General features: G+C 52.6%; 14 protein-coding genes. 5 read left to right on the top strand and 9 right to left on the bottom strand.

The window, feature by feature from the left end:
- Nucleotides 1–13 precede the first annotated feature (13 nt).
- On the top strand, nucleotides 14–955 hold the full coding sequence (locus AZF00_RS11935; protein ID WP_008249083.1) for a type II secretion system F family protein: 942 nt from the start codon (nucleotides 14–16) through the stop codon (nucleotides 953–955).
- Here the strand turns inward: AZF00_RS11935 and AZF00_RS11930 are convergent.
- From AZF00_RS11930 to speD, 6 genes are all read right to left on the bottom strand, one after another.
- Nucleotides 930–1,112 (bottom strand): hypothetical protein, encoded by a 183-nt coding sequence (locus tag AZF00_RS11930; RefSeq protein WP_008249084.1) that lies wholly within the window; start codon nucleotides 1,110–1,112, stop codon nucleotides 930–932. The genes AZF00_RS11935 and AZF00_RS11930 overlap by 26 nt on opposite strands.
- Before the next feature lie 816 nt (nucleotides 1,113–1,928).
- Nucleotides 1,929–3,611: a ShlB/FhaC/HecB family hemolysin secretion/activation protein gene (locus AZF00_RS11925; RefSeq protein WP_008249085.1), complete on the bottom strand. Its 1,683-nt coding sequence runs from the start codon at nucleotides 3,609–3,611 to the stop codon at nucleotides 1,929–1,931.
- A gap of 34 nt (nucleotides 3,612–3,645) precedes the next feature.
- A complete protein-coding gene (locus AZF00_RS11920; protein ID WP_156474861.1) occupies nucleotides 3,646–8,418 on the bottom strand; it encodes an OmpA family protein in 4,773 nt (1,590 codons plus the stop codon).
- Between the two features lie 355 nt (nucleotides 8,419–8,773).
- A complete protein-coding gene (locus AZF00_RS11915) occupies nucleotides 8,774–11,029 on the bottom strand; it encodes an Orn/Lys/Arg family decarboxylase (protein ID WP_008249088.1) in 2,256 nt (751 codons plus the stop codon).
- 280 nt (nucleotides 11,030–11,309) lie between these two features.
- Nucleotides 11,310–12,158 (bottom strand): polyamine aminopropyltransferase, encoded by an 849-nt coding sequence (speE, locus tag AZF00_RS11910; protein WP_008249089.1) that lies wholly within the window; start codon nucleotides 12,156–12,158, stop codon nucleotides 11,310–11,312.
- A complete protein-coding gene (speD, locus tag AZF00_RS11905; RefSeq protein WP_008249090.1) occupies nucleotides 12,151–12,606 on the bottom strand; it encodes an adenosylmethionine decarboxylase in 456 nt (151 codons plus the stop codon). The genes speE and speD overlap by 8 nt, the downstream gene beginning before the upstream one ends.
- Nucleotides 12,607–12,822: 216 nt before the next feature.
- Between speD and msrA the strand changes: the two genes are divergently transcribed.
- Entirely contained in the window at nucleotides 12,823–13,467 is a 645-nt protein-coding gene (gene msrA, locus AZF00_RS11900) for a peptide-methionine (S)-S-oxide reductase MsrA (RefSeq protein ID WP_008249091.1), read from the top strand.
- A 98-nt stretch (nucleotides 13,468–13,565) separates the two neighbouring features.
- On the opposite strand, the gene AZF00_RS11895 is transcribed toward msrA, so the two are convergent.
- The 3 genes from AZF00_RS11895 to acnA all read right to left on the bottom strand — a co-directional run bounded on the left by AZF00_RS11895 (nucleotide 13,566) and on the right by acnA (nucleotide 18,290).
- Entirely contained in the window at nucleotides 13,566–15,152 is a 1,587-nt protein-coding gene (locus AZF00_RS11895; protein WP_008249092.1) for a carbon-nitrogen hydrolase family protein, read from the bottom strand.
- A gap of 30 nt (nucleotides 15,153–15,182) precedes the next feature.
- Nucleotides 15,183–15,563, bottom strand: coding sequence for a DUF6489 family protein (locus tag AZF00_RS11890; RefSeq protein ID WP_008249093.1), 381 nt, complete (start codon nucleotides 15,561–15,563; stop codon nucleotides 15,183–15,185).
- 84 nt (nucleotides 15,564–15,647) lie between these two features.
- Nucleotides 15,648–18,290 carry an aconitate hydratase AcnA gene (acnA, locus tag AZF00_RS11885; RefSeq protein WP_008249094.1) on the bottom strand — a complete coding sequence of 881 codons (2,643 nt, stop codon included), beginning with the start codon at nucleotides 18,288–18,290 and terminating at the stop codon, nucleotides 15,648–15,650.
- Between the two features lie 299 nt (nucleotides 18,291–18,589).
- Here acnA and AZF00_RS11880 point away from each other — a divergent pair, with 299 nt between their 5' ends.
- The 3 genes from AZF00_RS11880 to AZF00_RS11870 are packed head-to-tail and all read left to right on the top strand — an operon-like array spanning nucleotide 18,590 to nucleotide 23,281.
- Nucleotides 18,590–20,371: an FAD-dependent oxidoreductase gene (locus AZF00_RS11880; protein WP_008249095.1), complete on the top strand. Its 1,782-nt coding sequence runs from the start codon at nucleotides 18,590–18,592 to the stop codon at nucleotides 20,369–20,371.
- A gap of 1 nt (nucleotide 20,372) precedes the next feature.
- Nucleotides 20,373–22,229, top strand: coding sequence for a 2-oxoacid:acceptor oxidoreductase subunit alpha (locus AZF00_RS11875; RefSeq protein WP_008249097.1), 1,857 nt, complete (start codon nucleotides 20,373–20,375; stop codon nucleotides 22,227–22,229).
- Nucleotides 22,229–23,281, top strand: coding sequence for a 2-oxoacid:ferredoxin oxidoreductase subunit beta (locus AZF00_RS11870; protein WP_008249098.1), 1,053 nt, complete (start codon nucleotides 22,229–22,231; stop codon nucleotides 23,279–23,281). Before AZF00_RS11875 ends, AZF00_RS11870 begins: the two co-directional genes overlap by 1 nt.
- Nucleotides 23,282–23,306: the final 25 nt, after the last annotated feature.

The following is a 23,306-nucleotide window of genomic DNA, read 5'->3' as shown; positions in this document are numbered from 1 at the left end:
AATGGATTTGTTCATGGTTTCAGGATCTAGCCCCGCGCAACGTTTTGTCTTATTTCAAGCACTCTATCAAGCCAGCCAATCTGGCGAAAACAATTGGGATCAGGTTGTCGCCTTATTGAGCAAGGGGCAGCGCGCTGCTCAGCGGGCACAATTAGATGAACTTGCTGATCAGTTTGCCAGTGGGCAACGCATTGTCTTGGACGAACTCCGCGAGGGCGGCATGTTCACCCCGTGGGAGCTGCAATTTATGCGACTGGGTTTGGCGGTGGGCAATTTAGCAAAAATCTATTTGCGCCTTGCTGAACACTATCGCTTGCAAAGCGAGTTTAGGCGTAACCTGCGACGTCATTTGTGGGGGCCGGTTTTGGTGTTGGTGGCTTGTGCCTTGGGCCTGCCGTTGATGGTGCTGAGCGGGGGCTTTATAAGCATGCCGCAGGCGGTCGGGCTGGCGATGGCCGGCTTATTGCCGTTAGGCGCAGCCTATGGACTTTGGCAAGTGGCGCAGTATTCAGCGTGGTTTAGGCGCGTCTGTCTCGGTGTGGCCTATCGTTTGCCGGGATTAGGTTCCGCGCTAACGCAATACCAAAATTACCATTATATGAATCATTTGGCTGATTGTATCAGCGCTGACTTTTCACTACCCCAGGCTTTAAAGCAAGCCGCACGGCGTTTACCCGAGGCGCCAGTGAATAGCCGCTATTTTAAGTTGGCGAGTGAAGTTGAGGCCGGGGGGCGATTTTCGAGTGCTTTGCTAAGCAGCGGGATTCTGGAGGGTGTGGCTATGCCTCCAGTGTCAGAAATGCGAGATGCAAAACAAGTGCCGGCCCTATTGGGCCTGGCGATTCATCGAGCGTGTGAGGAACAATTGTTGTTTTGGGCGGGATGGTTGCCCTGGCTGTTGCTGGGCATGTTACCGTTTATAGTCGTGCTTAATGCATGGTTTCTCGGGCAGTAAGTTGCTCGAGTTCCTTTATGTAGTGACGACGACCGGATAATTCTCGCTCAATTGCAAAACGCTCAGATTTGTCCTGCCATTCGGCGTTCTTTAATAATTCCCACAATTTGCGGCTACACAGATTTTTAACATTCACTTCTTGATTCTGTTTGTTCATTGTCTTTCTCCATTGCGCTTCTGCGCCTTCTTCCATTGCCAAATGTTGTTTCATTTATTGTTTTGCTGTCGGTCACTATCGCTGCTTGCGATGACAAATGTATGACAGCATTCAGTTTTCGACACTATTTTTGCGATTTATGCCGTCGTAAAATTTTGACGCTTAGAATTTAAGCGACACCAAATTACATGGCGTATTATTTTCGGTAAAAACAATGTCGGGTCTTGCCGATTTGGCCAAATACACGCTGGCCATTGATTTGTTCTCAGTATGCAGCGAGGTGTTTTGCTGCTAACTGCTTTTCCGTACGTGGGTGTTTACTACGCGGTAAAAGCTAATCCTGATACGACTAATCTCAACTATTGATCGGACACCTTGAAGCTAGCAAAGTTCACGCCAGTAAGCAAATATTAAATGTGTATCCTAGTGATATATCGTCTAATTGTGATGTGGCGGGCTCAAAACCCTCTTGAATTGGGGCTTTGCGAGGATTTTGGTCTTAATTGGCAATATGTAAGCAGGCTGCTTTTACTGAGTAATATTGAGTCTCTGTGGCACTCAGTGCTGTATCAAATTGGTGCACGCTCCTGAATCGTGCCGCGTTGTGAAAATGGCCTGTTAATGTCAATTCTGGTTTACCGGTTCGGGGATTAATAAGTAGAAGGTGCGGTTAATGTCGAAATATGCACTGATGTTTCCCAGCGGTTACCTTGCTAGCGCGTATTTTTCGGCAGGGAGTTTAAGTACGGTGATGCTTTTCTAGGGCCAAAACACAATGGGCACGCTGGCAGGTGCCCATTGTCAGTGGTTTGTGATTTAAAAAGTAAGACGGATGCGCCAGTAGAAATCGGCTTCTAGGGCGTTTAAGCGCTGTTCGTCCATAACATCGTCGTAAACCGGTACCGCAGCGACAAGCTCTGTATAGAGGCTTTCACCGTAGCTGAGGCTGAGGCTGAGGCCCGCATCGGCTATGCTGTCGTCATTTTTTTGCGCAGACGAGGTGTTTTTGTACCAGCTACCGGCGTATTCGCTAAAGATTCCGGGTGTTAATTCAAATTGATCAAATTTGTATCTGCGCTCGATTTTTGCAGTGAGTAGATAACCCTCATCACCAACTAATACGCCTGGCAGGTAGGCGCTGAGGCTGCCCATGCCACCCAGTACAAATTGCTGCTGCTGCGGCAATTGCTCGTTGGTGAATTGGCCGCTGGCATTGAGTTGCAACGACGTGTCACTGAATAACCGAGTTTGGTAGCTTGCGCTTGGCAGCAAGGTAAAGAAATCAGCACTGCGTGCCGCGGGGGCGACTTCAGGCACAACTGAGTTTGGATTTTCGGCGATATACCGCGCTTTAAATGATTCGTAGTCCTCAAGTGTGCCGCTACCCCCTAAACCTGCTCGTGCGCTGAGTGCTAAATTAAGCTGGGATGCGGTTGTAATTTGTGAGTCGTATTGGGTTCTTGAGTATTCCCCGCTAATTTCTAGTGTTTGGTATTTTTCTTCCAGTAATTTTTCGTTCTGACCTGTGCGCTGGACCTTGGAGTCGATGTGCTGCAGCCTTTCTTTCAGAACAAATTGGTTTCTCGTGGTGCTATAGAGTATTTGCTGTCCGTGAATACTGGCTTGTAATATTTCCGCATCGATATCAATTTTGCTGGTGGTGCTTGTACTTGTGCCGGGCAATAGGCAGAGCGCCCCGAGTAGGCAGGAGGCGCTGCTGTTCTGCTCTGTACTTGGGCTGCGCTCATACTCTACATAGCTGAGCTCAACACCATAAAGTCCGCTAACAAACGGGTGGTCTATGCCGAGGCTGAATTGATCAAGGTTTTCGCCGTCTCTAGATTCGCCCAAATCCGCGAAAGCCGTCTGGTAGGCTACAGACAATTGCGTACCGGTTTGAAAACGGTGGTTAATTCCCGCCAAACCAAAATACCGGCCAAGGAAGCGATTGCCTTTGTTGTTGGCTTCTAAAATGTAATCAGTGGCATCGTAATTCTCGACCGCTTTTTGATTAAACACCATGACGAGATCGTTGTTACTTTGCTCTTCGTAGGACACGCTATAGTGGTAACCCGCGCGTTTGGCCTGTAAGTCGGCGATAACCCGAGCGCTGTAAAACTCTTCCATTGTAAGATCGCTGTCGCCCACTAAATTAGTAAAGTGGTCGGTGACTTGGCTTGCGCCGCGTAGTTCGGCTAAACGCAGCTGATCGACATAGACATATATGGCGTCCAAGCTGCGGTAGTAGCGAATTTTCATTAGCAGGTGGCCTGCTTCGTAATAGCGATTAGACAGCCGAATAATCGCATCCGATGGCGTTTTGGATGATTCGATCAATTGGACGATTTCGTCGTTACCGAGGTAAGTATCGCCGAATACTTTCAGTTGAATGTCGTTTATATTTGCTGTGATTGCACTCGCTGGGCTGCTAGCGTAATTTTTTACTTGTACTTCCGTTGCTTGTACCGGTGGTAATGTTGGTGGCAAATCTATCGCCATTGTGTATCTCCCCGAAAGATAATTGTGTAAAAAATTATTTGATTATTGTGAAGTCAACGCGACGATTTAGTTCGGCTTGATCCTTGTCTTCAATCTTTGCAATTAAAGACTGGTCGCCACGGCCAACTATTTTTATGCGATTAGCGTCTATGCCATGCTCAATAAGGTAATCCTTTACATTACTCGCACGTCGCTGGGATAAGCGCAGATTGTAATCTTGCTTGCCAAAGTGGTCAGTGTGGCCATTAATTTCGATTGTTTTATATCCGGATCGTTGTAACAAGGATATGGCTTCGTCAAGCGTCGCCTTTGCCTTTGGGCTAAGGCTGTCATCGTCAAAGCTAAAGTTAACGCCTTTGAGGCGAGCAGGCTCGATGTTGCCGAGATCGCAACCATCTTCTAGAACAAGACTCGTCTTGGGCGTATTTTCACAGCGGTCTTTTTGGTCGCATACACCATCTGCATCCTGGTCGACACATTGCTCGCTGGTCGCTGCGGTCGCGATGGCTAAGTCCAGCGCGCTTTGAGTAAGTCCTGCTTGGTCTTGACGAGCAACTACAGTGAATTCACCCGAGGCGCCATCGTCAATACCGTCGTTGTCTGAGTCGTTTGGATTTGGATTACTGCTCCCTGAATTTGCATTGCGGTTGCCGAGTAAATCATTGACCACACCGTCACCGTCGTCAGTATTGGCGTCGGAGTTAGTGAGGGCGTCAGATACGCTGCCGCCAGTGAGTTCGCGAACTATGGCGTCAACCGGAGTAATGATGGGCTCAGCGCCTGTGATGACGGGCTCGGTGACTGGAGCGAGAGCGTCGAGTAAGGGCACGCCAACTTCGCTGTCGACGGTGTCAGTAACCGGATCTAAACCGGCATCAAGCGCGTCAATAACTGGCGCAAGGGCTTCGCCTAGCGGCACGGTGACGGGCGCTAATGGTGAGCCATCGCTAGAGGCAGGGGCCGGAGCGGCACTGCCACCGCCGAGTAGGTCATTCACCAAGCCATCGCCATCCGCCGTATTTGCATCGGAATTAGTGAGGGCATCAGACACACTGCCGCCAGTGAGTTCGCCGAAGACGGCATCGACCGGAGTAATGATGGGCTCAGCGCCTGCGATGACGGGCTCGGTGACTGGAGCGAGAGCGTCGAGTAAAGGCACGCCAACTTCGCTGTCGACGGTGTCAGTAACCGGATCTAAACCGGTATCAAGCGCGTCAATAACTGGCGCAAGGGCTTCGCCTAGCGGCACGGTGACGGGCGCTAATGGTGAGCCATCGCTAGGGGCAGGGGCCGGAGCGGCACTGCCACCGCCGAGTAGGTCATTCACCAAGCCATCGCCATCCGCCGTATTTGCATCGGAATTAGTGAGGGCATCAGACACACTGCCGCCAGTGAGTTCGCCGAAGACGGCATCGACCGGAGTAATGATGGGCTCAGCGCCTGCGATGACGGGCTCGGTGACTGGAGCGAGAGCGTCGAGTAAAGGCACGCCAACTTCGCTGTCGACGGTGTCAGTAACCGGATCTAAACCGGTATCAAGCGCGTCAATAACTGGCGCAAGGGCTTCGCCTAGCGGCACGGTGACGGGCGCTAATGGTGAACCATCGCTGGGGGCTGGGGCCGGGGCGGCGCTGCCACCACCGAGTAGGTCATTCACCAAGCCATCGCCATCCGCCGTATTTGCATCGGAATTAGTGAGGGCATCTGACACACTGCCGCCCGTGAGTTCGCCGAAGACGGCATCGACCGGAGTAATGATGGGCTCAGCGCCTGCGATGACGGGCTCGGTGACTGGAGCGAGAGCGTCGAGTAAAGGCACGCCAACTTCGCTGTCGACGGTGTCAGTAACCGGATCTAAACCGGTATCAAGCGCGTCAATAACTGGCGCAAGGGCTTCGCCTAGCGGCACGGTGACGGGCGCTAATGGTGAGCCATCGCTAGGGGCAGGGGCCGGAGCGGCACTGCCACCGCCGAGTAGGTCATTCACCAAGCCATCGCCATCCGCCGTATTGGCGTCGGAATTCGTGAGGGCATCAGACACACTGCCGCCAGTGAGTTCGTTAACAATGGCGTCGACCGGGGTAATGATCGGTTCAGCGCCGTCAACCACGGGCTCAGTGACCGGGGCCAGAGCGTCGAGTAAAGGCACGCCAACTTGGCTGTCAACGACGTCGGTGACTGGGTCGAGACCTGTATCTACCGCATCAATGACAGGTGCGAGGGCTTCGCCTAGCGGCACGGTGATGGGCGCTAATGGTGAGCCATCGCTAGGGGCAGGGGCCGGAGCGGCACTGCCACCGCCGAGTAGGTCATTCACCAAGCCATCGCCATCCGCCGTATTGGCGTCGGAATTCGTGAGGGCATCAGACACACTGCCGCCAGTGAGTTCGTTAACAATGGCGTCGACCGGGGTAATGATCGGTTCAGCGCCGTCAACCACGGGCTCAGTGACCGGGGCCAGAGCGTCGAGTAAAGGCACGCCAACTTGGCTGTCGACGGTGTCGGTAACCGGATCTAATCCGGTATCGACCGCGTCAATGACCGGCGCAAGCGCTTCGCCAAGGGGCACGGTGACGGGCGCTAGTGGTGAGCCATCGCTAGGGGCCGGAGCTGGGGCAGCGCTGCTACCACCGAGTAAATCATTCACTAAGCCATCGCCATCCGTCGTATTGGCGTCGGAGTTAGTGAGAGCGTCAGACACGCTGCCGCCAGTGAGTTCGCCCACAATCGCATCGACTGGGGTGATGATGGGTTCAGCGCCGTCAACCATGGGCTCAGTGACCGGGGTCAGAGCGTCGAGTAAAGGCACGCCAACTTGGCTATCGACGGTGTCGGTAACCGGATCAAGACCGGTATCCACCGCATCAATAACTGGTGCAAGGGCTTCGCCAAGGGGCACAGTCACGGGCGCTAAGGGCGAGCCGCTGCTGTCACCGGGGGCGGGCTGGGGTGCTGGTGCGCTGCTGCCACCACCGAGTAAGTCATTCACTAAGCCATCGCCGTCGGCAGTATTGGCGTCGGAGTTAGTGAGAGCGTCAGACACGCTGCCGCCAGTGAGTTCGCCCACAATCGCATCGACTGGGGTGATGATGGGTTCAGCGCCGTCAACCATGGGCTCAGTGACCGGGGTCAGAGCGTCGAGTAAAGGCACGCCAACTTGGCTATCGACGGTGTCGGTAACCGGATCAAGACCGGTATCCACCGCATCAATAACTGGTGCAAGGGCTTCGCCAAGGGGCACAGTCACGGGCGCTAAGGGCGAGCCGCTGCTGTCACCGGGGGCGGGCTGGGGTGCTGGTGCGCTGCTGCCACCACCGAGTAAGTCATTCACTAAGCCATCGCCGTCGGCAGTATTGGCGTCGGAATTGCTCAGGGCATCAGACACGCTGCCGCCAGTAAGCTCGCCGACAATCGCATCGACTGGGGTGATGATGGGTTCAGCGCTGTCAACCACGGGCTCAGTGACCGGGGCCAGAGCGTCGAGTAAAGGCACGCCAACTTGGCTGTCGACGGTGTCGGTAACCGGATCAAGACCGGTATCCACCGCATCAATAACTGGTGCAAGGGCTTCGCCAAGGGGCACAGTGACAGCCGCTAAGGGTGAGCCGCTGCTGTCACCGGGGGTGGGCTGCGGTGCTGGCGCACTGCTGCCACCGCCGAGTAAATCATTCACGAGGCCGTCGCCGTCGGTCGTATTGTCATCAGTGTTTGTTAATGCGTCTTCAACGCTGCCACCAGTAATATCGGCCAAGCTTCCATCGACAGGGTCAGTAGCCGGTTCAATTGCGGATAAAATTGGTGTAGTGACTGGCGCTACAGCGTCCAATATTGGGGCAATTAATTGGCCGTCTATCTGATCAGTCAGCGGGTCTAGGCTTTTGTCGAGATCCGTTATAGGTGTATCGAGAGCTTCTCCAAGTGGACGTGTGACGATAGGGAGGGGCGAGCTTTCACCTGCCTCGCGGCCACTATTTTGGGTTCGTCCATTACCCAGTAAATCGTTTATGGGCCCCTGGCCGTCTTCGTCGTTGTAATCTTGCGTCGTTAAGGCGTCCTCAAGGCTACCGCCGCTCAGGTCGGATACAATACCGTCTACCGGATGGGTGATGGGGGTAAGTGCGTCAAGTAGTGGGTCAATAGCGGGAGCGGCCGCGCTTAATATAGGTTCTGCAGCTTGCTTGTCGATCACATTGGTAATGGGATCAAGGCTTTCGTCGACGGTGTCAATCAGTGGCGTTAGGCTGCGCCCGAGTGGGGCGCTGACGGATTCGATAGGCGATTTGTTTTTGGGCTTCTTGCCTTGAGCATTGCCAACGGGCTTGTCGTTGCCATTATTGCCCTCTGCAGGGTTGCCTGTACGTAGTGCTGTTGCAGAACTTTGGGTTTTGTCACGGTTTTTTCCGCCGCCAAGTAAGTCATTGGCGATGCCGTTACCATCGTCTGTATTTTGGTCGGAATTTGTTAGTGCATCAGAAAGACTCCCTCCGCTGATGTCGTGGAGAATCCCATCGACCGGGCTAACTATCGGCTCTAGGCCTTTTAGTACCGGTGTGGTGACGGGGGATGCGACATCAATTAGTGGCACTCCAATTTGTGCGTCGATGGGGTTGGTGAGAGGGTCTAGGGTAATATCTAAAGTGTTTATTGTCGGCATTAAAGACTGGCCAATTGGCGCAGTAACAGGCGATAAAATATTCCCGCTTCCGCCATCGGAAAGGTTGGGGATGGCAATAATAGATTGTGCGTAACTCAGTTGGCTGGTGAGCAATATCGCTGCGGTCAGTTTGTGTTTGCGGTGCTGGATCATGGAGACGATTTCCCAGAAAAAATTGAGTACATATTGCTTATGGCTAAAGCCTAACAAATCTACAAATATGCGATCCAGTAGCAACGTAACTTTCGCTCTTATTTGTGTATTTGTTCTTGGTGTGGGCTTTGTTTGTTGGAATTTATTGGTATATGTGCTAAAGGGGGGCTTTGGCGTTTCTTTGTATTAGGTCGGTGTAAGTGCCGCAGTTACGGTTAGTAAAATGCGGCCTTTTCTTCAAGGTTCGTAAACGATGAGCGAATAAGAAAAATGCCCAGGCTCAATGTAAGTCTGGGCATAATTACGTAGCTGCGGTTAAATTATCCGGACACGATAACGTGCCATCGATACGAATTTATTCGTCAATTACCGCGTCGACAAAGTAATGATCAACGCCGTTCACCTTTTCTTTAACCAAGCCGTGGCAATCGGTTTCGAAGCCGGGGAAACGGGAGTTAAAGTCACGTACAAATTGCAGGTAGCGCACAATAATATTATTGAAACGCTCGCCTGGAATAAGTAGTGGAATACCTGGTGGGTAGGGGGTTACCAACATAGCAGTAATTCGGCCTTCCAGCTCGTCGATGGGGACGCGCTCAACCTTGCGGTGAGACATTCTAGCCCAGGCATCCGCGGGGATCATTGCTGCTTCCATTTCGGAGAGATACATCTCGGTGGTAATGCGCGCCAGATCGTACTCTTTGTAAACGTTGTGAATATCGCTACACAGATCGCGCAGGCCGACTTTCTCGTATTTCGGGAATTTGGCGGCGAACTGGGGCATTACCCGCCATAGCGGCAGGTTCTGATCGTAGTCGTCTTTAAACTGCTGTAATTCTGTCACCATCGAGTTCCAGCGGCCCTTGGTGATACCGATAGTGAACATGATGAAGAAGGAGTACATGCCGGTTTTTTCGATGATAATGCCATGTTCTGCGAGGTATTTGCTCACAATAGACGCGGGGATACCGATCTCATCGAAGTTGCCATCGACATCAAGGCCTGGGGTAATGATAGTTGCCTTAATTGGGTCGAGCATATTAAAGCCAGACTCAATATCGCCAAAGCCATGCCAGCGGTCGTCGGAGTGAATAACCCAGTCGTCGCGGTCGCCGATGCCTTCTTCGGCTAATACCTCTGGTCCCCAAACACGGAACCACCAATCGTCGCCGTAATCGGCATCGACCTTGCGCATAGCGCGACGGAAGTCGAGGGCTTCCATAATCGATTCATCAACTAACGCTGTGCCGCCAGGCGCTTCCATCATGGCTGCAGCCACGTCGCACGAGGCGATAATCGCGTACTGCGGGCTGGTGGATGAGTGCATTAAATAGGATTCATTGAAACGGTGGGTATCGAGTTTCCGTTGGGTGCCGTCTTGCACCAGAATCTGCGAAGCTTGGGACAGGCCCGCCAAGAGCTTATGGGTAGACTGGGTGGCAAAGACTAGGGTGTCATCGGAGCGCGGGCGACCGGCGCCGATGGCGTGCATATTGTGGTAGAAGCTGTGAAAGGCGGCGTGGGGCAGCCAAGCTTCATCAAAATGCAGAGTGTCGATAGTGGAGTCTAGAATGTCTTTGATTTCTTCAACGTTATACACAATACCGTCGTAGGTACTCTGGGTAATGGTTAGAATACGCGGTTTTTTGTCTTCGGCATGGCGGGCAAAGGGATGATCTTCGATCTTTTTGCGGATTGCCGCCGGGTCGAATTCGCTCTTTGGAATTGGGCCAATAATGCCGTAATGGTTGCGGGTTGGCATTAAAAACACGGGAATCGCGCCGGTCATAATAATGCTGTGCAAAATCGACTTATGGCAGTTGCGGTCAACCACCACGATGTCGCCGGGGGCGACGGTGGAGTGCCACACTACTTTGTTGGAGGTCGAGGTGCCGTTGGTCACAAAGAATAGGTGGTCGCAGCCAAAAATGCGTGCGGCATTGTTCTCACTGGCGCTAACTGGGCCAGTGTGATCGAGCAGCTGGCCGAGCTCTTCTACTGCGTTACACACGTCGGCGCGGAGTAGGTTCTCGCCAAAGAACTGGTGGAACATTTGGCCAACGGGGCTTTTTAAGAACGCGACTCCGCCGGAGTGACCTGGGCAGTGCCAAGAATAAGAACTGTCGCTGGCATAGTTCATCAACGCATGGAAAAACGGCGGCGCGAGGGCTGACAGGTATTTGTTGGCTTCACGAATGATATGGCGGGCCACAAAGTCTGGGGTGTCTTCAAACATGTGAATGAAGCCGTGCAGTTCGCGCAGGATTTCATTGGGAATATGGCGCGAAGTGCGGGTTTCACCATAGAGAAACACCGGTATGTCGGTGTTGCGCTGACGCACAGCGGTCATGAATTGGCCAATAGACTCCAAGGCTTGGCTCACCGTCTCGTCGCTGCCGTCGCCAAACTCTTCATCGTCGATTGACAAAATAAAGCAGGAGGCACGGCTCGCCTGTTGTGCAAAGGCGGTGAGATCGCCGTAGCTGGTCAGGCCAATCACTTCCATGCCTTCTTTGCTTATGGCGTCGGCGAGGTCGCGGATGCCAGAGCCAGAGATGTTTTCTGAGCGAAAGTCTTCGTCAATGATGACGACGGGGAAACGAAATTTCATTTATACGGCCATTGTTGGTGTTGGCTTTTCCCAGATAGCTCTGGGTCCTATCGCGCGGCGTTAACGGCATGTGCCTGCCGCGCGGCTTGGTAATATCGCTTTTAACGGTGGCAATGATATTACTTTATTGACTGCCTACCCTAACAATAATCCATGACGGCTGTCAGTCAAATCGAGCATATTTTGACGGATAAGACAGGTGGGCGCACGGAAAGTTTTTGGTAGGGGCTTAGAACGTTAAATTGGATCTTTACCCGCCATTGGCATGGCGGGTAAAGCCTCAGGCTATGCTGTCGAGCAAATACTGGGGCAGCGCAAACGCGCCGACGTGCAATTCTGGATTGTAGTAGCGGGTTTTAATGCCGCTAGCCTTAAACCGAGTTTGCAGAGTACTTAGCTCCTGGGTGCGAGCGCTAAGCTCATTGCTAGCCCACGCAAAGGTCATGATGCCGCCGACATAGGTCGGTACTGCAGCTGTATAAAAAGCCGTGTCGCTAAATAAGGGCGACAAGCGCTTATGGCTGGTACTGACTTCGTCGGGTTGCATAAACGCAACGCCGTTCTGCGCGGCAAAAATTCCGCCAGGCTTCAGGCAGCGCTTGATCCCTTCGTAAAACGGCGAAGTGAATAGAACCTCGCCGGGACCGATAGGATCGGTGCTGTCTGACAAAATTACATCAAACTGGCGATCGCACTGCTTAACGAAATCGATACCGTCGCCAATCACAATTTCGGCGCGGGGATTTTCATAGGCCCCGGCAGAGTGATTGGGCAGGTATTTAACGCACATATCGATGACCGCTTGGTCTATTTCGACCTGCACGGCATTCTCTACTTCTGGGTGTTTAAGCACTTCGCGAAGCAGACCGCCGTCGCCGCCGCCAATAATAAGCACGCTTTTGGCATTGCCGTGGGCAAATAGCGGGGTGTGCGCCAGCATTTCATGATAAATGAATTCATCGCGCTCGGTCGTTTGAATAATACCGTCTAGCGCCATGACCCGGCCAAAGCTGCCGGATTCAAATATGATTAAATGCTGATGGTCGGTCTTGCTTTCAAACAAGACCTCGCGAACGCTAAAACCTTGGTGGTAGTCGCCGTGGAGGGTTTCGTTAAACCACTCAGACATCGTCCATTCTCCCGCGCAGGTTTTCGCCCACCTCAATACGAGTGGGTGAAAAGGCCTTTCGCAGGATCTCTACAGCCAATTCTGGTTTCGCATCGCCGCACATGAATACGTCAAAAGCAGCGTAATCGCGCTCTGGCCAAGTGTGCACACTTATGTGTGACTCAGCTAATACCGCAACGCCAGAAACTCCGCCATTTGGGGTGAAATGATGCATATGAATATGCAGCAGTGTTGCACCACATTCATTGACGCAGTCAATAAAAGCTTTTTCCATGCGGGGGAGTTCATCGAGGTGGGATGCGCCCCACAAGTCGATAATTAAATGGGTTCCAGCGTACGCTACGCCGTCACGAATAATAAGGTGGTCGAGATTTTCGTCGGACTGTGTAATCGGATTACACGTGGCAGCGCCGGCCTCCAAAGAAGGCATATGATCTAGGCTTTTCATTTAGCATAAATCCTCCGCATAGGTGAAAGAGCGGGCGATTTAAACGTGTTTTCCCTTAAATAGCAATAAAAAATCCTGTAAAAATCCCCTGACTGGCCTTATACCAAAGTCATTGACGGGCTTGGGGTTTTATCACTTTGTGACGCTGGCCTGAGGGGGGTAAATCAAGGCATAGTAGCGATCTGTTTGTGGAAACATATTAAAGGAAGCTGTGCCATGAGTATTTTTGATCGCTACCGCAAACCCGCCGCTATCCCTACTGCAGAGCAAGCGCTGCCTGGTCGCAGTGCAAAAATGCAGGTAGCGGCGAAACACACCGTATTAAAGACCTCGCTGCAAGGACCATTTCCCGAGGCTTATCAGCAGATCGTGTTTGGCCTTGGGTGCTTTTGGGGCGCAGAGCGCAAGTTTTGGCAGCAAACTGGGGTGTTTACCACCGCGGTTGGCTACTGCGGTGGGCACACGCCCAACCCGACCTACGAGGAAGTGTGTTCGGGGATGACGGGCCACAATGAGGTGGTGTTAGTGGTGTTTGATCCTGAACGCATTAGTGTGCAAAAGCTGCTGGCGGTGTTTTGGGAGAGTCACAACCCCACCGAAGGCATGCGCCAAGGCAATGATATTGGCACTCAATATCGCTCGGGAATTTACTGCTCAAATGAGGCTCAGCTGGCCTTGGCAAATGCCTCTGCCGAGCAATACCAACAAGCCTTAAGCAATGCGGGCTTGCCAGAAATTAGCACTGAAATAGTCATGGCTGGTGAGTTTTACTATGCCGAAGACTATCACCAGCAGTATTTAGACAAGAACCCAGGCGGCTATTGCGGCTTGGGTGGTACTGGGGTTAGTTGCCCGCTTTAGTAGTGGGAGACGCTGGATGGGAGACGAAAAACGCAAAAACACCGGTGCTTTGGTTTTTAGCGTCTCCCGTCTCCCGTCTCCCGTCTAGTATTCAGCCTTTAATTACCCCGCCATTTCGTCTGATACAGATCATGGCGGCGGTCGCGCAAGTTCTGCACCGTACCGCTATTGCGCGCGACTCTTAATGCCTCTGGGCGTAAATCGGCAATGGCCACGGTTTCCACGTTGGGGGTGGTGTCGGCGGCAATGCCGTCACGGGCAAAGTGGAAGTCGCAGGGTGTGAGAATACAGCTCTGGGCGTATTGAATGTCCATGTTGGCGACATTAGGCAGGTTGCCCACATTGCCGGACATCACCACGTAGACCTGATTCTCGACTGCGCGTGCCTGACAGCAGTAACGCACGCGCAAATAGCTCTGGCGCTCGTCGGTGCAGAAGGGCACGAAGAGGATTTCTGCACCCTGGTCGACCAAGTGGCGAGACAGTTCGGGAAACTCTGAGTCGTAGCAAATTAACACACCGATTGGTCCGCAGTCGGTGTCAATCACTTGTAACTCATTGCCCCCTTCAATATTCCACCAATACACTTCGTTGGGGGTGGGGTGGATTTTGGCTTGTTCGTCTACGCGGCCGTCGCGATGAAATACGTAAGAGATATTTTCGACCCGGCCATTGGCCACCCGCGTGGGGTGAGAGCCGCCAATAATATTAATATTGTAACGAACCGCTAAATCTTGCATCGCTTCAACATAGCGAGGGGTGTATTTGGTCAATGCCTCTATAGATTGAATGGGCGTTAATTCCTGGTCTTCAATCGACAGTAATTGCAGGGTGATTAATTCGGGGAAGACCACGAAATCCCCTTTGTAGTCGGCAACCACGTCGACAAAATATTCAATAAACGACATGAATTCAGTGAAGGACTGCACGCGACGCTGCATATACTGCACGGTGCCGACTCGCACGGTGTCGGGTTGGCGGCCGCCGTGACGCTTGGTGTGGGCGGCTGCAGCGGCGGTTTCGACCTTGGGGTTGTGCCAGACCAAATGTACGCCATAGCCCAGTGAGTCTTTGTCGGCATTGAGGTAATTTGGTACGAGATCGAGTACTTCGAAATCGTTATGCAGCTGAAATGACAGTACTGGGTCTCGGGTTTTTTGGCTGACAACCGCTTCCAGATAGTTTTCTGCGCTGCCGTATTTTTTAATGCGTCGAGATAAGCTGGGCAGGCGGCCGACAAAGACAATGCCTTTTAGGCCCAAAGATTCGCAGAGCTTTTTACGGGCGTTATAGAGGCGTTGGCCAATGCGATAGCCGCGCACGCTGCTGTCTACGCAGACTTCCATGCCGTACATCCATTCGCCTTCGGGATCATGGCGGGTGCCGTAGCCATTTGCGGTGATTGCGGCCCAACTATGGGGTTTTAAACAGACGTCCCCACTAATTCGAAACGTGGCGCAGTAGCCGACGATGTCGTCTTCTAGGGTGACAACAAATTTACCTTCGCCAAAATTATTGAGCTGGCCGCGTAATTCAGCCCGCGTGTAGGGATCGATTCCGGTGCCGTCGTAAACCCGCTTAGACAGTGCGGCAATGGCGGGGATATCCTTAATCATTGCATTTCGGACCCGCAGGACTTTGCCTGTGGAGGCAATTTTTTTACCACCCGTGGTGTTTCTGGCCATTATATAAACTCTTGAATTGGGCTAGGGGAATTAGGCTTTGTTTTTACTGCTGGCGCTGCGTCGAACTGGGCCGGACTTTACGCCTTCCGCTTTGTTTGAGGTAGTGTTTGCGGCAGCGGTTTTTTCGGTATTTTTATCACTGTTTGTTTCACTGCTAGGTTTGTCGGCGGTGGTTTTGTCTGCTGATTTACGATTAGTGGCTAAACCACTCAATGATTTAAGCACCCGTGCCGACAGGTCTAGGGTTTTCATGCCTTCGGTAAAGGCGGTTTTAGCCATTTGCTGAACCATCTCGGTGTCGCCTTCGCCAATGCGTTTGTACACCGCATCCCATAATGGCTGGGCGTCCGGAAGGCCGACCAAGCGGCGCATTTCCTCTGGGCTTATTTCAACTTCGAGATGTATTTTCATATTCTGCTACCCCGCATTGTAAGCATTGAGTATGCCATCCGCAGTTGCCGGGTCAATCATTAGCGGCAAAAGCGGCGGCAATATTTAGTTATTAAGTTGGCTTAGCACATATTGCAGAATACCGCCGTGGCGGAAATAGCCCAGTTCTTCTTGGGTATCAATGCGAAGTCGGCCGAGTACCTCGTGGCGGCTGCCGTCGCTGCGAGACAGCACAATACGCACTGTTTGTTTCGGGCTAAGTTGTTCTTCACAGGGAATGATGTCGACTTGCTCGTCGCCTTTGAGGTCGAGCATTTCTCTGGGAATTTCCTTGTCGAATTCCACCGGCATAACGCCCATGCCAACGAGATTAGAGCGATGAATACGCTCAAAACTCTCGGCAATCACGGCTTTAACGCCAAGTAATAAGGTGCCCTTGGCGGCCCAGTCGCGACTTGAGCCGGTGCCGTATTGCTTGCCAGCGATAATGACGAGGGGCTTTTCGATCTCGAGGTATTTCACGGCAGCATTGAATATTGGCAGCACAGTTTGTCCGTCAGGTGCGAGTGTATAGCCACCTTCGCGGTCGACAAGTTTGTTGTTGAGGCGCGTGTTGGCAAAGGTGCCTCGGCTCATCACTTCGTGGTTGCCGCGCCGAGAGCCGTAGGAGTTAAAATCGCTGGGCGCAATACCAATGCTTTGCAAATAGTGGCCCGCGGGGCTGTCAGTGGCAATTTTGCCTGCCGGTGAAATGTGGTCTGTGGTAATGGAGTCGCCGAAAACACCAAGAATGCGGGCGCTCCGCAAAACGGGGAATTCCTCGCCAGCAAGCTGCGGCTTGTCAAAAAAGCTGGGGCAGCGAATATAGCTTGAATCAACTTGCCAAGGATAAGTATCGCTCTTGTCAACCTCGATGGCTTGCCACTCCGCAGTGCCAAGATAGACGTCTTGATAGGCATCGCGATACATCGCGCCGCTGACAATTTTGCGTATTTCGTGAATTTCAGCGGTGCTTGGCCACAGGTCTTTGAGAAATACCTCTACGCCTTTACTGTCGGTTGCGATGGCCTCTTCCTGCAAGTTGCGCAGGGTCGTGCCCGCGAGGGCATAGGCAACCACGAGTGGCGGCGAGGCTAGCCAGCTCGCTTTGACCTGGGGGTGAATACGGCCGTCAAAGTTGCGGTTGCCAGACAATAGGGCGGAAACCACCATGTTCTTGCTGTCGATGGCTTTGGCGATGGGCTCGCGCAGCGGCCCAGAGTTGCCAATGCAGGTCGTACAGCCGTAGCCAACCAAATCAAAGCCTAGGGAATTGAGGTCGTCTTGTAAGCCGCTGTCGGCTAAATATTTACTGACGACTTTAGAGCCGGGGGCAAGGGAGGTTTTGACCCAGGGTTTTACTCGTAAACCGCGCTCGCGGGCTTTGCGGGCGACTAAGCCTGCCGCAATCATGACGTCGGGGTTTGAGGTGTTGGTGCAGCTGGTAATGGCGGCAATAACTACGTCGCCGTGGTGGAGCTTGAGTTTCATGTCCTCAATGTCGGCGGTTTCATTTAAATCACGCTCGCTGTCGGCTAAATAGTCGCGCATGGCATTGCCAAGATCGCTGACGGCGACTCGATCTTGGGGGCGGCTAGGCCCGGCTAGGCTTGGTTCAACGGTGTCTAAGTTCAGCGTTACGCTGTGGCTGAATACTGGGTAGTCGCCTGGGTTTCGCCACAGTCCTTGGGCTTTGCAATACTGCTCGGTAAGCGCGATGGTCTGCTCGGGCCTGCCCGTTAGCTTTAAGTAGGCAAGGGTGGCCTCGTCCACGGGGAAGTAGCCGCAGGTGGCGCCGTATTCTGGCGCCATATTGGCGATAGTGGCGCGATCAGCCACGCTGAGCTCGGCGAGACCGTCGCCAAAGAACTCAACGAATTTACCGACAACACCCTCGCGGCGCAGAATCTCTACCACGCTGAGCACTAGGTCGGTCGCGGTAACCCCTTCGCGGAGTTTGCCGCTGAGTTCAAAGCCGACAACGTCGGGGAGCATCATGGAATAAGGCTGTCCCAGCAGTGCAGCCTCGGCTTCAATACCGCCCACGCCCCAGCCAAGTACGCCTAAGCCATTGACCATGGGGGTGTGGCTGTCGGTGCCAAGGACGGTGTCGGGATAGGCCATTGTGCCGTCTTCGCTAACCCAGACCACTTGGGCTAAATATTCCAAGTTCACCTGGTGGCAGATGCCTGTGCCCGGCGGTACCACGTTGAAATTACGAAATGCCGATTGGCCCCACTTAAGGAAGCGATAGCGTTCTTCGTTACGCTCCATTTCTTTCGCTACGTTTTCGCCAAAGGCCTGTGGGGAGCCGTATTGGTCTACCGTTACCGAGTGGTCGATCACGAGGTGCACCGGAATTTGCGGATTGATGGCCGAGACATCGCCGCCGCGCTTGGCAACGGCGTCTCGCATAGCCGCCAAATCAACAATGGCAGGTACCCCTGTAAAGTCCTGCATTAATACGCGGGCCGGTGAAAAATTGAGGTCATCGCCACCGCTGGCGTTATCGAGCCAGCGCGAGAAGGCAACGATAATGTCGGCATTAATGGTTTTGCCGTCGAAATGGCGGAGTTGATTTTCAAGTAAAATCTTCAGAGATTTGGGTAGTTGGGCCAAGCGTTCGTCGCCCAATTTTTGCAAATCGTAATATTGGTAGCTCTGCTCGCCGCAAATCAGATCCGAGAGCAGGTGTTTTGTGGACTGCATGGGTGAACTCCTATGAGCTTAGTGGTATGTGCATCGCTTACCCTAGCACAGACAGCTGAAAAAGCAGGTTTCTCCCCTCGACAAAACGCAAAAAATGGGTGGAATGCGGTCTGTGGCGGTAACTGTTCAGGGTAAGGTCAGGTTTTCGGTAGTGCGGGAATATTACTTGATGTGTTATGGCGCCATTTTTCTAGTGAATTATTGATCTTGCTGTGCTGTAATCGGTTTCGATCTCGGGGTGTCGGCCCCGCTTAAGACCGGCACCTCGCTACCCAATAAATATAAATTAAGGGGGCGAATTGAAAGTTACTAATGTTAGCGACGCCGAGTATTTTCACAAGGTTGTCGATTGCCAGTATGCCTGCCCAGCCCACACGCCGGTGCCAGAATATATTCGTTTAATTGCCGCGCAGCGTTATACCGACGCTTATATGATTAACTGGGAATCCAATGTATTTCCTGGTGTCCTGGGTCGCACCTGTGATCGGCCCTGCGAGCCTGCGTGCCGACGGGGGCGGGTTGAAGATGAACCCGTTGCCATTTGCCGTTTGAAGCGAGTGGCAGCAGACAATAAGGGTGACATCAGTGCGTTAATGCCGATCATTCCCAAGAAAAAAAATGGTAAACGCATTGCCTTAATTGGCGCTGGGCCAGCCGCGCTCACTGTGGCTAGGGACCTAATGCCGCTCGGTTATAGTATCGATTTATATGACGATCAGCGCGCTGGCGGCGGCTTTATGCGCAGCCAAATTCCCGCGTTTCGCCTCCCGGAAGAAGTGCTCAACGAAGAGGTCGATCGCATCCTCGATATGGGGGTGCTCACCCATTTCAATCATTATGTCGACAGCTTAAAAGCGCTACTAGATAAAGACTATGACGCGGTGTTTGTCGGCAGCGGTGCCCCCCGTGGCCGCGATCTCGATATCCCCGGTCGGCAAGAAGCCGCGGCCAATATCCACATTGGTATTGATTGGTTGTCGAGTGTTGCCTTTGAACATATTGATACGATCGGCAAGCGCGTAATCGTTTTGGGCGGTGGTAATACTGCGATGGATTGCTGTCGCACAGCCCGACGCGTGGGCGGTGACGAGGTTAAGGTGGTGGTGCGTAGCCCCTTTGCTGAAATGAAGGCCTCGCCTTGGGAGAAAGAAGACGCCCAGCACGAAGGCATACCGATTTTAGATAACCATGTTCCTAAGGAGTTTATTCTCGAAGAGGGCCGCTTAGTGGCCATGGCTTTCGATAAAGTGAAAGCGGTTTACGACGCCAACGGTAAGCGAAGTTTGGTGTCGACCGGTGAAAAGCCGGTGGTTTTGCCCTGTGATGATGTGCTCATTGCTATCGGTCAGGAAAACTCCTTCCCGTGGATAGAGCGCAATATTGATATTGAATTTGGTAAATGGGATATGCCGGTGGTTGATGAAACCACCTTCCAGTCTAGCAATCCCAAAGTTTTTTTTGGTGGCGATGCCGCCTTTGGCCCGCAGAATGTCATTACCGCCGTGGCCCACGGCCACCAAGCCGCCATCTCAATAGACCTGTTTTGTCAGGGCGAATCGGTCGCCAAGCGGCCGCCACCGGGTGTCACCCTAGTCAGTCAGAAAATGGGTATTCACGAGTGGAGTTACGACAGTGAGGTGGCGACGGATGTTCGCTACCACGTGCCGCAAGCCGAGCTAGAAAAATCCCTCAGTAATCGCAAGCTTGAAGTAGAGTTGGGCTTTGACGCCGCCACGGCCTTTCACGAGGCCCAGCGCTGCCTAAACTGTGACGCGCAAACGGTGTTCACCGAAAAACTCTGTATTGAATGTGATGCCTGTGTCGACATTTGCCCCACCGACTGCCTGAGTATTGTGGTCAACGATGTCGACGAGGCCGAGCTGCGTCAAAAACTGAAAATGCCAGCTAAAAATACTGAGCAAGACATTTATGTGTCCGCCGATTTAGCCACTGGCCGCGCCATGATTAAGGACGAAGATATGTGTTTGCACTGCGGGCTGTGTGCCGAACGCTGCCCAACGGCGGCCTGGGATATGCAGAAATTCTATTACACAGTGAGCAAAGCAGGGCAGGGCGTCTGAGATGAAACGAATCGAAGCAGTAAACGACTTTGTCATTAAATTCGCTAATGTAAACGGCACCGGCTCTGCCAGTGCCAATAATATGTTTGCCAAGGCGGTATTCCGCATGGGCTTGCCGGTAAGCCCCAAGAATATCTTTCCCTCAAATATTCAGGGGCTACCCACATGGTATGAGGTGCGGGTTAGCGAAAAGGGCTACCTCGGCCGCCGTGGCGGTATCGACATGATGGTGGGTATGAATGCCCAGAGCATGGCCAAAGATATTCAAGAAGTGGAGAGCGGGGGCTATTTCTTTTATGACTCCAGCAAGCCCCTCGATTTGCGGATGATGCGCAACGACATTCATTTTATTGGTGTACCCCTCAAAGACTTGTGTCAGCGGGAATTTAGCGATGCTCGCCAGCAACAACTCTTTCGCAATGTGATTTATGTCGGCGCTCTAGCTGCGCTGTTAGATATTGAATTTGATGTGCTTACTGATCTAGTGTCAGATCAGTTTCGCGGCAAAGAAAAGCTGATTACCCCTAATGTGCGGGCTTTGGAGCTAGGTTACCACTACGCCAGCGAGCATTATTCTTGTCCACTCGGTATTCGCCTAGAACGCCGTGATGCCGTCGGTGACCAAATTCTCATTGATGGCAATACGGCGGCCGGACTTGGCGCAATATACGGCGGCGCTACGGTGGCGGCGTGGTACCCCATTACGCCATCGACCTCGGTGGTCGATGGCTTTGATAAATACTGTAAACGCCTGCGGATTGACCCCGGCAGCGGCAATAAAAATTACGCTATTGTGCAGGCAGAGGATGAGCTGGCGGCGATTGGCATGGTGATTGGCGCTAGCTGGAATGGCGCACGGGCCTTTACCGCTACCAGCGGCCCCGGTATTTCCCTAATGAGCGAGTTCTTGGGCTTGGCCTATTTTGCCGAGATTCCCACTGTGCTAATCGATGTTCAGCGCGCAGGGCCATCAACAGGCATGCCAACCCGCACCCAGCAATCGGATATTTTGGCCTGCGCCTACGCCTCTCACGGCGATACCAAGCATGTATTATTATTTCCTGCCACACCCCGCGAATGCTTTGAAATGACGGCAGAGGCTTTTGATCTGGCCGAGTCATTGCAGACGCCGGTCATCATGCTCACCGATTTGGATTTGGGCATGAACGACACCATGTCGCCGCCACTGATTTGGGACGATAAGCGTGAGTACCAGCGCGGCAAGGTGTTTACCGAAGCGCAATTAGAAGCGATGAGTGAGCGCTTTGGTCGTTATCTTGATATCGACGACGACGGCATTCCCTATCGAACTTATCCTGGAACACACCCTAGTAAAGGCGCGTTTTTTACCCGGGGAACGTCTCGTGATGAATATGCGGTGTATACCGAAGACGGTGACGCCTACGAGAAAAATATGCAGCGCCTACTCAAAAAATGGGATACCGCCAAGCAGCGTGTGCCCGCGCCAGAATTAATTAAAGCGGGGCAGGGCAGCAGCATTGGGGTTATTCATTTTGGCACTAGCCGTGATGCGACCCTTGAAGCGATTGATAGCCTAAAGGCAGAAGGTGTCGCGATTGACACCCTGCGCCTGCGAGGCTTTCCTTTTAGCAAAACCGTCGATGCCTTTATTGAAGAGCATGCCACGGTGTTCTTAGTTGAGCAAAATCGTGACGCCCAAATGCGCACCTTACTGGTGAACGAATGCCTGATTTCACCGCGACAGCTTATTCCGATTTTAAATTACAACGGTACCCCCATTACCGCGAAGCAAATTCGCGGCGAAATATTGACGGCTGTACGCAGTGACAATGTGCGGCCCTTGCGCAAACAGCGCGCAGCAAAGGAGTCTGTGTAATGACTTATATTCGTCCCGCCTTTCGTCACCCGGATTTACCGCGCAATGCACTGGGCTTTACCCGTAAAGATTACGAAGGTGCTATCTCTACCCTGTGTGCTGGTTGTGGTCACGACTCGATTAGCGCGGCTATTGTGCAAGCTTGCTTTGAATTGGCACTGCCGCCACATAAAGTCGCTAAATTGTCAGGTATTGGCTGCTCCTCGAAGACACCGACTTATTTTTTGGGCAATTCCCACGGCTTTAATTCGGTACATGGCCGTATGCCCTCGGTGGCAACCGGTGCTAATTTAGCAAATAGAGAGTTAATTTATATTGGCGTATCTGGCGACGGCGACACGGCATCTATTGGCATGGGTCAATTTACCCACGTGGTGCGCCGCAATTTAAATATGATGTACGTGGTAGAAAATAACGGTTGTTATGGTCTAACCAAGGGTCAAGATTCTGCCACTGCCGACATTGGCTCCGCCAGTAAAAAGGGCGAGCCAAATCACTTTGAACCCATCGATTTGGCAAGTGTGGCGTTGCAGCTAGGCGCGACTTTTGTCGCACGGAGTTTTTCTGGTGATCGCGCGCAATTGGTACCCCTTGTTAAGGCGGCAATTAGTCATCGGGGCTTTGCTTTTATCGACGTGATTTCTCCCTGTGTCACCTTTAATAACAACCCTAAATCCACGAAGGGCTACGAGCATGTGCGCGAGCACTTAGCCGCGACGGGTACGGTTGATTTTGTGCCCTTTAAAGAAGAGATTTCAGCAGACTACGAGCAAGGCCAATCTAAAGAAGTGACTTTGCACGACGGCTCAGTGGTGCACTTGCATAAAGCTGACCCTGAGTTAGATATTACCAGCCGTCGCTCAGCGTTGCGCTTGATTAAAGATTACAAAGCAAAAGATCAAATCCTCACCGGCTTATTGTATATGGATGAAGACTCTCAAGACTTACACGAGATTCTCGGTACTAGCAAAACTCCGTTGCGGGATTTGGGCGCGGCGGAGCTGTGCCCTGGTCGCAAAGTCTTGGATAAATTGAATGAGAGTTGGCGCTAAAAAAGTGCCATTTTTACTCAGTTTT

It is taken from the genome of Zhongshania aliphaticivorans (assembly GCF_001586255.1).
GTDB lineage: Bacteria > Pseudomonadota > Gammaproteobacteria > Pseudomonadales > Spongiibacteraceae > Spongiibacter > Spongiibacter aliphaticivorans.
The sequence above is the reverse complement of the archived record's forward strand: the minus strand, read 5'-3'. Positions and strand labels throughout refer to the sequence as shown.